Source organism: Pseudovibrio sp. Ad5 (assembly GCF_001623095.1).
Taxonomy (GTDB): Bacteria; Pseudomonadota; Alphaproteobacteria; order Rhizobiales; family Stappiaceae; genus Pseudovibrio.
This window is the reverse complement of record NZ_LMCH01000023.1, coordinates 26982-40650: the sequence shown is the minus strand read 5'-3', so window position 1 is coordinate 40650 and position 13669 is coordinate 26982. Positions and strand designations below refer to the sequence as shown.

The 13669-nt window shown below is 50.5% G+C and carries 11 protein-coding genes and 1 tRNA gene; 3 read left to right on the top strand and 9 right to left on the bottom strand.

Going from position 1 to position 13669, the window contains the following annotated elements:
* Positions 1-106 precede the first annotated feature (106 nt).
* From metG to PsAD5_RS12035, 5 genes are all read right to left on the bottom strand, one after another.
* Positions 107-1660 (bottom strand): methionine--tRNA ligase, encoded by a 1554-nt coding sequence (gene metG, locus PsAD5_RS12055; RefSeq protein WP_063292283.1) that lies wholly within the window; start codon positions 1658-1660, stop codon positions 107-109.
* 74 nt (positions 1661-1734) lie between these two features.
* On the bottom strand, positions 1735-2796 hold the full coding sequence (locus tag PsAD5_RS12050) for a DNA polymerase III subunit delta' (protein WP_063292282.1): 1062 nt from the start codon (positions 2794-2796) through the stop codon (positions 1735-1737).
* Positions 2797-2816: 20 nt separating this feature from the next.
* Positions 2817-3482: a dTMP kinase gene (gene tmk, locus PsAD5_RS12045; protein WP_063292281.1), complete on the bottom strand. Its 666-nt coding sequence runs from the start codon at positions 3480-3482 to the stop codon at positions 2817-2819.
* Between the two features lie 52 nt (positions 3483-3534).
* Complete coding sequence (locus PsAD5_RS12040) at positions 3535-4752, bottom strand: D-alanyl-D-alanine carboxypeptidase family protein (protein WP_208981898.1); 1218 nt, start codon at positions 4750-4752, stop codon at positions 3535-3537.
* 109 nt (positions 4753-4861) lie between these two features.
* On the bottom strand, positions 4862-6007 hold the full coding sequence (locus tag PsAD5_RS12035; protein ID WP_063292280.1) for a septal ring lytic transglycosylase RlpA family protein: 1146 nt from the start codon (positions 6005-6007) through the stop codon (positions 4862-4864).
* A gap of 306 nt (positions 6008-6313) precedes the next feature.
* Here PsAD5_RS12035 and PsAD5_RS12030 point away from each other — a divergent pair.
* A tRNA-Ser gene (locus tag PsAD5_RS12030) sits at positions 6314-6403 on the top strand.
* 247 nt (positions 6404-6650) lie between these two features.
* Entirely contained in the window at positions 6651-6980 is a 330-nt protein-coding gene (locus PsAD5_RS12025) for a hypothetical protein (protein ID WP_063292279.1), read from the top strand.
* A gap of 86 nt (positions 6981-7066) precedes the next feature.
* Here PsAD5_RS12025 and speB read toward each other — a convergent pair whose 3' ends face one another.
* From speB to speA, 4 genes are read right to left on the bottom strand one after another with little or no spacing between them, the layout of a single operon-like run.
* Positions 7067-7927 carry an agmatinase gene (speB, locus tag PsAD5_RS12020; protein ID WP_063292278.1) on the bottom strand — a complete coding sequence of 287 codons (861 nt, stop codon included), beginning with the start codon at positions 7925-7927 and terminating at the stop codon, positions 7067-7069.
* Between the two features lie 9 nt (positions 7928-7936).
* Positions 7937-9145, bottom strand: a complete 1209-nt coding sequence (gene nspC / locus PsAD5_RS12015; RefSeq protein ID WP_208988584.1) for a carboxynorspermidine decarboxylase — start codon at positions 9143-9145, stop codon at positions 7937-7939.
* Complete coding sequence (locus tag PsAD5_RS12010) at positions 9117-10328, bottom strand: saccharopine dehydrogenase family protein (protein WP_063292276.1); 1212 nt, start codon at positions 10326-10328, stop codon at positions 9117-9119. Before PsAD5_RS12010 ends, nspC begins: the two co-directional genes overlap by 29 nt.
* Positions 10329-10349: 21 nt before the next feature.
* Positions 10350-12239, bottom strand: coding sequence for a biosynthetic arginine decarboxylase (speA, locus tag PsAD5_RS12005; protein ID WP_084404451.1), 1890 nt, complete (start codon positions 12237-12239; stop codon positions 10350-10352).
* Positions 12240-12578: 339 nt separating this feature from the next.
* Between speA and PsAD5_RS12000 the strand changes: the two genes are divergently transcribed.
* Positions 12579-12998, top strand: a complete 420-nt coding sequence (locus tag PsAD5_RS12000) for a helix-turn-helix domain-containing protein (RefSeq protein WP_063292274.1) — start codon at positions 12579-12581, stop codon at positions 12996-12998.
* Positions 12999-13669: the final 671 nt, after the last annotated feature.

Sequence of the window (13669 nt, the reverse complement as noted above, 5' to 3'; positions counted from 1 at the left end):
GGTCCGGTAGACCTCTTGTTTTATCTCAGCGGAAAATGCGAGCGCATTTCCCTCATAAAAAAGGGAGGCATACGCGCCTCCCCTTTAAGCTACATAATCTTGCGCTTTATTCTGCAGTTTCCGGCTCAACATAGCGTGGGAACACGCCTTGTGGCTTCGGCAGATCACGACCACCTTGCAAGCGACCAGCTTCACCCAGCAGTGCAAAGGAGCGCTCGTCTTCATTCAGCACCAGCAGATCCAGCAGTTTAGATGCAGAGCCTGGCATCACTGGTTGTGCGAGAATGCCAACCTGACGGATGATCTCGGCAGTGGTATAGAGAACTGTGCTCATGCGCTCAGGGTCAGTCTTCTTCAGCGCCCAAGGCTCCTGAGAGGCAAAGTAGCGGTTTGCTTCACCAACGGTTGACCAGATGCACGCCAGTGCATGGTGGATTTCCTGCTTTGCCATGAAGCCACGGCATTTTTCCAGCATCTCATCAGCTTGCTGCAAAATCGCCTTGTCGTCAGCAGAGAATTCGCCTGGAACCGGCAGTTTGCCTTCGCAGTTCTTGAAGATCATGGAGAGCGAGCGCTGAGCCAGGTTGCCGATGTCATTGGCAAGGTCAGCGTTGATGCGGTTTACCATTGCTTCGTGGTTGTAGTTGCCATCCTGACCGAATGGCACTTCACGCAGGAAGAAGTAGCGAATTTGGTCGAGGCCGTAGGTTTCTACCAGATCACGCGGTGCGATGACGTTGCCCAGAGACTTGGACATCTTCTCACCAGAGTTGAACAGGAAACCATGGGCAAACACGCGCTCTGGCAGTGGAACACCAGCGGACATGAGGAACGCAGGCCAGTACACCGCGTGGAAGCGGATAATGTCTTTGCCGATGATATGTGCGTTGGCAGGCCAGAACTTGGCCATGTCGCCGTCCATATCAGGATAACCAAGCGCAGTGATGTAGTTGGTCAGCGCGTCGACCCAAACGTACATAACGTGCTTTTCATCACCCGGCACCGGGATGCCCCAGTCAAAGGTGGTGCGGGAGATGGACAAGTCTTTCAGGCCACCTTTTACGAAGCTCATGACTTCGTTGCGGCGTGCATTTGGACCAATAAAGTCCGGGTTCTTCTCATACAGCTCGATCAGCTTGTCTTCATAAGCTGAGAGACGGAAGAAGTAGCTTTCTTCTTCGACCCACTCGACAGGAGTGCCTTGCGGACCATAACGAACACCGTCTTCGCGAACTTCGGTCTCGCCTTCCTGATAGTAGGCTTCGTCGCGTACAGAGTACCAACCGGCGTAGCTGTCTTTGTAGATATCGCCAGCATCTGCCATTTTCTGCCAGATTGCCTGACAGGATTTATAGTGACGCTCTTCGTTGGTCTGAATGAAATCGTCATTAGAGCAGCCCAGCATTTCCACCATTTCGCGGAAAAGCTTGGAGTTCTTATCTGCAAGATCTGAAGGTGACATGCCTTCCTTGACGGCGGTCTGAAGCATCTTCTGACCGTGTACGTCGGTACCCGTCAGGAAGTGTACTTCTCGGCCATCCAGTTTCTGGAAGCGGGCCAGCACGTCAGTTGCAATTGCCTCGTAGGCGTGGCCAATATGTGGCTCACCATTTGGGTAGGAAATTGCTGTTGTAATATAGAAAGGCGATTTTTCTGTCATATCCTAAAGCGATCTTTTGATCCGGGATCTAAATCTGGAAAGTTCTTTGGGTTTGTGGCCCAAAAAGACGTAGGTCAGCTCGTGCTTGCTTTCCGCAGGTCAACGAGGAAAGACAACACAACTTGCTTGCGATCGAGGTTTAAAGCTTCTGCTGTTGAGGCAGCGCGGCCCACCTTTTCCCACAAGTCAGCCCACCTGACAAGCGCATCCGGCTTTGTGCTTGCATCTTTACGCAGTTGATTGCTCAAGAACGTGCGGGTCAGCTCCAAAAATGTGTTCCACGCGTCTTCTGCACCACGTCCCGAAACTTTATCTGCAAAGCTGTGCGCACGGATCATGTCCAGATTGGCGATTGTCTCAACCAAGCCGGTAAACTCCTGAGCGATTTGCAACGCTCCGCCGTTTGCTGCCAATGCGGCCTGACGCAGGCTACCATCAGCGAGCGTGTGCAGAGCCTGTGTGTTGCCGGATGGAGCGCAGCCCATGTCAGTTAGCGCTTGCTCAATCGTCTGCTCTTCCAGCTTGCGCATAGTCAGTTTGCGGCATCTGGAACGGATTGTTGACAAAAGACGCCCGGGATTGTGTGAAAGCAGGATAAAGAGCGACTGCTTTGGTGGTTCTTCGAGAATCTTAAGCAGAGCGTTGGCTGCGGACTGGTTCATGTCGTCAGCAGAATCAACAAGGCAGATGCGCCAGTTTCCGCCTGCTGCCGTTGACCCAAAGAAGCCTGTGGTCTTACGAACTTCATCAACAGGAAGGTCACGCTTGAAACGCTTTCCTTTCAAGTCCCATGGACGTCGCAGATGCAGAAGGTCTGCATGAGAACCTGCGGCAATCATTTGAGAACTATGGCTTTCTGGTGGAACGTATAGGCTGTTTGCAGCCATCACCGGCGTAGAAAAGCGGTCCGGGTGCTCCAGTATGAAGCGTGCGAAACGAAATGCCAGTGTGGCTTTGCCGATGCCTTTGGGGCCGCCGAGGATCCATGCATGATGAAACCGCTGCGATCTGTAGGCATCAAGCAGTTCGGTTTCTGCAAGTTCGTGGCCGTATAGGTTGGATTGCTCGCGTGGAAGCGGAAGGCCTTCGAGCTCGTCGAACTCAGGGACTTCTTCGATTATGGGAGCTTTCGCCATACTCACTTTTCCCTGATTGCTTACGGACGGGCCGTATCTTGTTTGATCTGCTCTTCAAAACGGCTTTGGACAGCTTGCCAGATATCCTCAGTCACTTTGTCCTGAGACTGGTCACCGTCAATCACAGTGATGCGGTCCGGCTCTTTTCGGGCCATCTCCAGAAACATTTCTTGTCTGCGACGGTGCGTTTCCAACGTATCTGTTTCAAAGCGATCCGGGCCATCAAATTCGACAGGAGCGGTACGCTTAGAGACGCGGGCTAAGCCGACTTCAGGTGTCACGTTGATCAGTAAGGTCATGTCTGGATTATGACCCGCGATTGCGACCTGTTGCAAGGCTTCTACAATTTGCGGAGGAACACCGGATTCACCCTGATAGACGCGTGAGGAATCGGCAAACCGGTCGCACAGGACCCATTTATCGTCATCTAATGCCGGTTTGATCAGTGTGTCGATATGGTCTGCTCGGGCAGCTGCAAAAAGGACTGCCTCAGCCGTTACACCATAATCTTTTGCAGCGCCGGACAGCAGGACTTCGCGAACGAGTTCAGCGCCTTGAGAGCCGCCCGGTTCACGTGTGGTGATTGCTTCAATGCCTCTGGCCGCGAGTTTGTCGCGTAAGCGCTGAATTTGAGTAGACTTACCGGCGCCCTCGCCGCCCTCAAAACTGATAAAAATACCCGACAACGTCGAACAGGCCTCCAAGACCTACGGAATTCAATAGTTCTGAAATCCGGTGCTAGAACAACTGGTAGAAGAACTCGCCTAGCGCGTCCCAAGCACGGCCTTGCAGGTCTCCCATGGCTACATCCTCTCCTGTAACCAGTGTTGCCCGATAAATCACGTCATTTTTGGAAAGAACCTGCAGTTCTCCAACTTCCATTCCCTCTTTAATCGGTGCGGGTATGGGGCCTTTGTAAACAACGCGCAGTTGATATTTGTCTTTTTCGTTGGGATTGATAAGCGTTGCTACGGCATCATTTGTCTTCAAGGAGACTGTTGTTCTTTTGCCGCCATACACTTGTGCATCGCTGACAAGATCACCTTTGCGGTAAAACTGTTCGAGCTTAAGACCGGAAAAGGATGGCAGCAATAAAGTTTTCATGTCCTGAACACGGTCTTGCATCGTCGGGGATGCTGCAATAGCGGCTACATAGCGACGACCGTTGCTGTCGAGTGTTCCAAGTGCTGCAAAACCTTCTCTCTCAGAGAAGCCAGCTCCGAACCCGTCCAGTCCTTCAATATCCCGAATGAGCGGGTTTTTATTGCGCTGTGTGATCTTGTTCCACGTAAAGCGGTCCATGGAAAACACAGAATGCAATTCAGGCTCATGTTCCAAGACATACGCCGCCAAGATTGTCAGGTCTTCCAGTGTCGTTTTATGGTTCTCGTCAGGGAAACCCGTCGGGTTGGTGAAATTGGAGTTTTCCATACCAATGGACTTGGCAAGCTTGTTCATTTCCCGCGCAAAGTTGGCTTCACTGCCCGTCAGTCCCTCTGCCAGAATGATGGCAGCATCGTTCGCGCTTTGAACGATAAGCCCATACATCAGGTCATTCACGGGAACCGAGGAGTTCAGGCGTGCGAACATGGTGGTAACGCGTGCGGGTGCGCCGCCAGTTCGCCATGCATGTTCACTGACCTTGAATGTGGTTTGCGGCGTGATGTCACCGGCATGCAGTGCCTGCTGCACTGTTACGGCGGTCATGAGCTTGGTCAGGTTAGCTGGCGCAAGCAGAACCTGAGAGTTTTTAGAGAAGATCAATGACTTGTTGGAGAAATCGTAAAGCGTTGCGGCTTTGGCTTTTATCTCAACAGCATGAGCTGCTGGAGATGCGAGTAGTGCGCAGAATACGATTGCCGTAGCCGCTGAGAATTTCCAGCAATCAGGAGAGAGCCAGCGCTTAAAGTTGCTTCGAGATTTATGCTGTTTGCACTTCTGCCACCCAACCTGCACGCCTGCGTCTCCCTGAATGTTTTTAGAGAGGCTATGCTACGCCCCATCCCCTAAAACAAACACTAACGCAGGTCAGCAGACTGGGTAAAGCCGTTTAAAACTAAATGACTTAGTGTTTTTGGCCAGTACGAGATTGCAGTAAGTTCTTCAAACCAGTTCCACCTGAAAATGATTTAAATGCCTCATGCGCATTGTTGAGCCTTTGCTGTGACGTATAGGAGGAAACTGCATTTCCGCTCTGAAACGTTGGTGCACTGCCACTTGTTGGTGTTTTGTAAACACCTGAACTTGGTGGTGGAAGGAGTGAGCTGCCAAAGGATGTAGAAACTGGCTGTGCGGCAATCGCAGGTTTGGGCGCATTCGGGTTTGCGTTTGTCGCAAGGGCGCTGTTGATGCGGTTCTTGAAACTGGATATGGATGCGACTTGTGTCGTGCTCAAGTTACGTTCGTAGACCACTGCAGGATCGAGCTGGTTGGAATTGAACGCCAACACATTTTGCGCCGCATAAATTGGAGTGTCGTATGGCCTGCTTTTTGGCATTGGAGCCGGGCCGGAAATGCGTTTCACAGGATTTGCAAAGGCAAACATGGTCCGAGGTGCAGAGTTCCCGCCGTTCCAGTTTCCGCCATTGCCAGAATAAGATGCCAGTAGCTTCTTCTCATCCTGTCCGTGAAGAGGTGCGCGGCTAACGTATTCAACACGAACCTTTGCAACGCCGCTGGATTTGGTGCCCAACATTCCAGCAACGCGCTCAGACAGATCAATCACGCGATTATCGTGGAATGGTCCACGGTCATTCACGCGCACAATCATGGAGCGACCATTTTGCAGGTTTGTCACCTTAGCATAGCTTGGTAGAGGCATTGTTGGATGCGCTGCTGTCAGTGCATTACGATCAAAGATTTCGCCGTTTGCTGTTTTGCGACCATGGAAGGTTGGACCATACCATGATGCCTTACCGGTTTTCTTGTAGTTATCGTCCCTTTTGGGATAATACCACTTGCCAGCCACTTTATACGGTTTGCCGACAACAGCGCGCCCGCCTCCTTTAGGAACTGGCTTAGTGCCTTTCACCACACGAGGACTTGCAGCCACGCCGTACTTCTTTTCACTGAACTTCACTTTGTCTGTGCCGCCGCCACAGGCTGCAATACCTGCGCACAAGGCAACTACAGATATGCTAGTCGCTACACGTTTGATCGTTTCGGGAGCTGGTGCTTTCACCGAATAGCCCCAATTCAGTAAAGAAGTCATACCGTTGTTACTCACTACATGTTCGGCACTGACGGATTTCAGTCTGGTTGAGCAAAAACACCCGAGCTCACTACAAACTGAACCAATATTAAAAAGATAGCCGATAAACCTTAACTGAATCCGATCAAAATGTCTCCACAAGAAAGAGAGATTCTTACCAAGGCTAACTTCCTTAGGGGAAATAGCGGTTTTGGTGGGACTGTTTGATTCCGCTGTGAAAAAAGTAAATTCAGGCTGTGGAACAAGTTTTTCGCCGGCTTGACTTTGGAGGCCGCATGAACCAAATAGAGCCCACACCACACAGCCGGAGAGGTGGCAGAGTGGTTGAATGCACTGGTCTTGAAAACCAGCGGGCGTGGAAGCGTCTCGTGGGTTCGAATCCCACCCTCTCCGCCATCTATCTTTATGATAGATAAGCAAAAAGAGCCCACCTTTATGGTGGGTTTTTTGTTGTCCGGAATCTGAAAATTAACTTCCAGATTAGACTGTTTCCCATAAAACCTGCCTGATTTCACGCTCCATACGGCCTGTTGCAGGTTGCGCTTACATTCTGAATGGCTAAAGAACACCTCCGCGAGATCTGCTGAATGGACAGCTGAATACAGCGACGCCAGACTGTTATTTTCTCTATGGGGATTTTTACATGAAGCGATTGATTTTAGCTGGTGCCTTCACCTGCTTGTTTGTGTTGCCTGTTGCTGCGCAGACGGCTGAGGAGAGGATCAAAGAAATTTTTCTCGTCGATACTATGGATAATTTTTGTGATATCGGCATCAATCACCAGCGGACACTGGATTACATTCGAGACAATAAGCTCAAAGCGACACCGTATTATATTGTGCTGGTTCAGGAAAGTATTCGACTTGCTGGAGAAGTGCAGCACACTCTGGAAGATGCAGAGGAAGATGCGAACGGGGTTGTATGTATCCAACTGAGTGAGCGAGCAAAAGAGCTGGGCCTGGTGGCCAAGTGATCTGGAACCCCCATGTATAATTTCATAAAAAAAGAGCTGCAATTTTGTAATCGCAGCTCTTTGTGTATTTTGAGTAAGCTGTATTTTTAGCCCTGGTGGATCAAGGCTGCAGCCATCAAGCGATAGGTGATCTGAGCTGCTGTGAAGTCCCATGCAGCATTTCCATCTGGTGCCAGCTCAACCACGTCAAGGCCAACGCATTTTCGGCCCTTTAGTGCATGCTCTACCAGATGCAGGGATTGGTAATATCCAAGACCTCCGGGCACGGGCGTGCCTGTTGCTGGCATCTGGGAGGGGTCGAGACCGTCCACATCGAAGGAGATGTAGATGTGCTCTGGAAAATCCTCAGGTAGATCGACGGCATGCAATCCTTTGGTGACCAACTCTTCCGCATCAACAAAGAAAACTTTGTTGTCTTTCCGGCTGTCTATTTCTTGCTGGCAGAGTGCGCGTACGCCGAATTGTGCGAGGGAATTCCCCTCTTCTACCAGGAGGTTCATGACAGAAGCGTGGGAGTGTTTTTCGCCTTGATAGGCGATGCGCAGGTCTGCGTGAGCGTCCACCTGCACAATGCCAACCGGTTTGCCGAGCGCACGGGCAACGCCTGAGACCGCGCCGTAAGACAGCGAGTGTTCGCCGCCCAGTGTGACTGGAATTTTACCGGCTTTGACGGCGTCTTCCGTACGCTGAGCGAGGCGCTCCATGACGTCTGGCAGAGGTCCATCGCAGTCGACTGGTGCTTGCGTTGCAATGCCGGAGGCGCATGGCTCAACGCCATTGCAGCCACGTTCCAATTCATTACTTGCCTCAATGATAGCTTCGGGGCCTTTGATAGTACCTGAGCCGTAAGAGACGGTGCGTTCCAGTGGGACCGGGATAATTGTGAAGAGGGCGTCTTCTGCTTTGCGTTCTGCTTCAGTCAGCTCACTGTCAAGAAAAACAGACATTTCGTACCTTTAGGAAAGACGGGTCAGGAAGTCGTTGTAGGAGAACTCGCGAATGATTTTAAGATCATCACTTTCAGAGCTCCAGAGCGCGATTGCTGGCAGGGGAACACCGTTGAAGGTGTTGGTTTTCACCATGGAATAGTGAGCCTGATCGAGGAATGCAAAGCGATCACCAATATTCAGCGGCTCTGCCCGTGTGTAATCGCCGATCACGTCACCTGCGAGGCAGGATGGGCCGCCAAGGCGGTATGTGTGCCCCTCCTCCACTTCATCCAGCATGGCCGGGCGATACGGGGCTTCAATCACATCTGGCATGTGGCAGGTTGCGGAAATGTCTACAATTGCCAGATTCATGGTGTTTTGGGGCAGATCCAGCACTTCACCTACCAGAATGCCCGCATCCAGAGCAACTGCTTCGCCCGGTTCCAGATAAACTTCCAGCCCGGTTGTTGCACGCACATCCTTGATGAAGGCAATCAGCGCTTCGCGGCTGTAGTCTTCACGCGTGATATGGTGACCACCGCCGAAGTTGATCCATTTCAGCTGACTGAAATACGGCGCAAGCTTATCTTTCACCGCCTCCCATGTGCGCTGGAGTGGCTCAAACTCCTGTTCGCACAGCGTGTGCATATGGATGCCATCGACGCCCTCCAATACCTCTGCATTTAATTGCGAGATTGGAAAGCCCAGGCGAGAGCATGGAGCGCACGGGTCGTATTTCGCAACCTCGCCTTCAGAGTGCTCAGGATTGATGCGCAGGCCCACATCGACTTTGTGTCTGGCAGCGCGGACGTTTGGCAGGAATCGGTCTTTTTGAGCAGGAGAGTTGAAGATCATATGGTCGGTGTAGCCAATGATCTCATCAATCTCGCTTGCTTTATAACCAGCGCAGAAAGTTGCGACTTCTCCGCCGTATTCCTGTCGCGCAAGGCGTGCCTCATAAAGACCTGAGGCGCAGGTGCCTTCCAGATATTCGCGCACCACAGGGGCCAGTGCAAACATGGAAAAGGCTTTCAGCGCGGAAAGGACGTGCGCGCCAGAGCGATCAGCCACGTCCTTAAGCAAAGAAAGGTTGCGGCGGACCGCAACCTCATCAACGACGAAACAAGGACTTGGGACCCGGGAGAGATCAAATGTCCTGAACGCTCCCGCATCGCCAGCCTGCGTCTGCATCATGTCAGCCATCAGCTTAGAACTGAACCGGGCCGTCGAGCTCATGCACCTGCCAGGGCAGGCCGTGCTCGTTCAGCATGTCCATGAAGTTATCCGGGTCCAGCTGCTCCATGTTCCAAACACCCGGCTCGTTCCAGTTCCCTTTCAGGATCTGTGCTGCACCAATCATTGCCGGAACACCAGTGGTGTAGGAAACAGCCTGCGAGCCAACCTCTGCATAACACTCTTCGTGGTCACAGATGTTGTAGATGTAATAGGTTTTCTCGCCGGAGCCGTCTTTGGCCTGACCGGTTGCAATGTCGCCAATGCAGGTCTTGCCTTTTGTCAGCTCGCCCAGATCACTTGGGTCCGGCAGAACGGACTTCAGGAATTGCAGCGGGATGATTTCCTTGCCTTCATGCATGACAGGCTCAATTGAGGTCATGCCAATGCCTTCAAGCACGCGGACGTGGTTGATGTAAGCATCGCCGAACGTCATCCAGAAACGCGCACGTTCAATCTCGGGAAAATGCGTTTTCATGCTTTCCAGTTCCTCATGATACATGAGGTACATGTTTTTCTCGCCAACGCCCGGGAAGTCGAAAGCAACCTTGTGGGTCATCGCAGGTGAGCTGACCCAGTCGCCTTTTTCCCAATGGCGTGCATCTGCTGTTACTTCACGGATGTTGATTTCCGGGTTGAAGTTGGTTGCAAACGCCTTGCCATTGTCGCCGCCGTTACAATCAAGAACGTCAATCTGGCGGATGGTGTCGAGCTTGTGCTTTTTCAGCCATGTTGCGAAGACGGAAGTAACCCCCGGATCGAAACCAGAGCCGAGGATCGCGGTAAGGCCAGCCTCTTTGAAGCGCTCCTGATAGGCCCACTGCCAGTGGTATTCGAACTTGGCTTCGTCTTCCGGCTCGTAGTTTGCGGTGTCCAGATAGTTGATGCCAGCTTCCAGACAGGCATCCATCAGCTTCAGGTCCTGATACGGCAGTGCCAGATTTACCAGCAGCTCTGCGCCGCTCTCTTTGATGAGGGCAACAACTGCGGCAACGTCCATCGCGTCAACTTCAGCTGTCTTGATGGTAACGTCGGTCTTTGCCTTCACGCTTGTTGCAATATCATCGCATTTAAACTTGCGGCGAGATGCCAGCGTGACCTCAGAAAAGATATCCGAATTCATTGCCATTTTGTGTACGGCTGCGGAGGAAACACCACCTGCGCCGATTACCAGAGTCTTACTCATGCCTATTCCCCGGTCCTTGGATTATTCGTAGTAAGTGTAGCCGTTGATGCTGTCGCGGTAAGCGGCAACCAACGTGCGTCGATCAGCGTTCTTCAGTGTGCCAGCGGAGACCGCCTCATCGATAAGCTTGCGGAAAGCGTCTACGCAATCGCGTGGATCATACTCCACATAGGAAAGAACCTGCGAGATTGTATCACCTTCAACTTCCTGAAGCAGATCAAATCCGCCATCAGCGCGCAGGTCAATGGTTGCCACATTGGTATCGCCAAACAGGTTGTGCAGATCACCCAGCGTTTCCTGATAGGCACCAACAAAGAAAACGCCAAGATAATATGGCTTGCCTTCTTCGAGCGTATGGACCGGCAAAGATGGTGAGATGCCGTCCGCCAAAATGAATTTGTCTACTTTACCATCACTGTCACAGGTGATGTCAGAAAGAACGGCGCGGCGATCCGGTGCTTCATTCAGGCGTTGTAACGGCACAATCGGATGAAGCTGATCGATGGCCCAGACATCTGGCAGGGACTGGAATAAAGAGAAGTTACAGTGGTAGATATCTGCCACCTTCTCCAGCTGCTCGTCAATCTCGGGAGCAACACCTGTCGGCGGCGCCAGCTCTTTAATTTTGGACATCAAATGCAGATAAATGCGCTCAGAACGACCCATCTGGCGCAGGTCGATATACCCACGGCGGAAGAGCGCACGCAGCTCATTGCGGTAGAATGAGGCGTCGTTCAAACATTCCTGAAGCCGTTCTGCGCTAAGGTACCCCTCAACGGCGGCAAGATCTGCAACCATGTGGTGATCGTCTTTTTCAGGCTCAGGGGCGGTTGGCGCATCAAACAGCGTTGCTTCAAGGACATTGAAGAGCAGCATTGAAGAGGTTGCCACAACGGCACGGCCACTTTCAGTGATCAATGTGGGATGCGTAAGTTCTGCCTCATCCATTGCATAAGCAACGGTCTCCACCACGTTGGCGCAGTATTCCTCAACCGAATAGTTGGTGGAGTTTTCAATCGCCTTCTTCTCACCGGTGTAATCAACCCCAAGGCCACCACCAAGATCAAGATGGGTTAGCTCCGCCCCTTCCCTTGTCAGCTCGACAAAGTAACGACAGGCTTCACCAACGGCACGGCGCACGTCATTGACATCAGGAACCTGCGAACCAAGATGAGAGTGCTGCAACTTCAGGCAGTGCAAGAGTTTCGCATCGTGCAGTTTGTCAATCACTGAGACCAGCTGATCAGTGTTCATGCCAAATGTGGAGCGATCACCAGAGCTTTCTTCCCACTTGCCGCCAATCTGGTTCGTCAGTTTAACGCGCACACCGAGCAAAGGCTCCTCGCCCAGCTCCTCAACCACATTAATAACGGTGTCGAGTTCTTTCGGGCTTTCCAGCACGATGATGGTGTTAAAACCCAGTTTGCGCGAAAGAATTGCAAGACGAATGAACTCTTCGTCTTTTACACCGTTACAGACAATGAGAGCTTCTTTGGGCAAGCGGTGCGCAAGGGCAATAACAAGCTCAGGCTTTGAGCCAGCTTCAAGACCGTAGGAGTATGGACGGCCAAACTCAACGATACGATCGATAACCTGCGCCTGCTGGTTTACCTTGATCGGGAAAACACCGCGATATTTGCCTTTATAGCCGACGCGATTGATCGCATCTGCCATGGAGTTGTTGATGTGAGCGATTTCGTTTTGCAGGAACGAACTGACGCGCAGCAAAAGTGGAGAATGGATACCACGTTGTTCAAGGTCGTGAACGATCTCCGGCAGACTCACCTTGGGAGCGTCCGGCATCAAAGGATTACTAAGTGCTATATCGCCGTTTGGCAGCACAGAGAGAAGATCTTTACCCCAGCGTCCCATACCATAGACGGCATGGGCAGTACCTTGATTATTTGGCAACCATTTATCCCCTTCCAGAATTAATTTCGCCCCATTTACTCATGGTCTACCCATCTGACAAGCCCAATATTGGTGTTCTAAACATCAGAGGTGGGAGAACAGGTGCACAAGTCACTTTTTGCTGAAACTAAAACTACAATCTAAAATTTTGGTGGGAGTGCTGTTTCAGCAATTTTAAAGAGGAGGGAGATTGGGTAAAGACAATGCAGTAGGCAGCTCCCCTATTTCTTGCGGATATCTCATTTGCTTATTTATTTGCGACCAATCTAGTCATAGATTAATTGCACTAACTGTAATACTTCTTCACGGGACTATGTTTTTAGCGACTGCAGAGCAACCATGACTTGGCAACAGCGGCTTCAAAAACTAAGAAAACAGAATGATCTGACGGTCAAAGATTTAGCTCGACGTGCAAACGTTGGTTATGACAATCTTTATAAGATCGAAAAAGGTTTAATAGATAATCCGCGTGGTGATACTCTGGGAAAGTTGGCACTAGCACTCGGTGTCAACGAACAGTTTCTTCGTTTCGGAATTCACGGTGTTAATGATATCGACTTTATAGAAGACACTGAGATTCTAAGTGAGATGGAAGGGCATGTGAAACAGACTGATCTGGATTTAATCGATCAGGCGTGGACCCAGGCATTAGAAATCGAAGCACAGGTGTATGGCTCGGGTAGCAAAGGACCTATGAATTTCGTTTCCATGATGTTTGCTCGTATTTATCACGAGATGCTGAAACGAAATGAGCAATAAGACGCATTTACTTGCGGCCTTGCCGACACTTTGGCGCTGTTGTTAGAAATTCAAAGTCTTTTTCCAAACAACTTGTTATATCACGCTCTAATTTGAATATCGTGTCAATCTTTTTTCGACAATGTCGTTTCGAATTCACTTCCTTCAGTTTAATCTTCTCAGTGAATGTGAGTGCTTCACAGTTATTGTTGGGGGAAATTACCTAATTTCCATCTGCCGATATGAAGTTATTCTCTCCAATTTTTGACCTAGTGAATTTGACTTAATAATTGTGCATACGTCATGAATGTGTCTTTTCGATCCCATATATTATTTAATTAAGGTGTTGTATCTTAAAGGTTAAATTGCTTTTTTGTCGTGCCTCTGTTTTTCGACTTTTAATGTGCATTGCTCAGGTTATTTAAAACTTGAGTTTATTTACCTTTCCAGCTGTTGAAATCTACGATATGGATTTATTATCCAATTCAACTCTAATTTGTGCTCCTTTCCTGATTATGTGAAAGGCGCATAAGGATTGGACATAATCAGATTGTTCGTCTGAATTGGTATTTTTACATTTGCTTTTAGTTCTCTAGTTGAAAGAACTCTTATGCCCATCGACTTAAATCGCGCTGAACATTCAAACGAAGTAGATAGTCAACATTCGACTGCGCGGCATGATATTTTTGAGG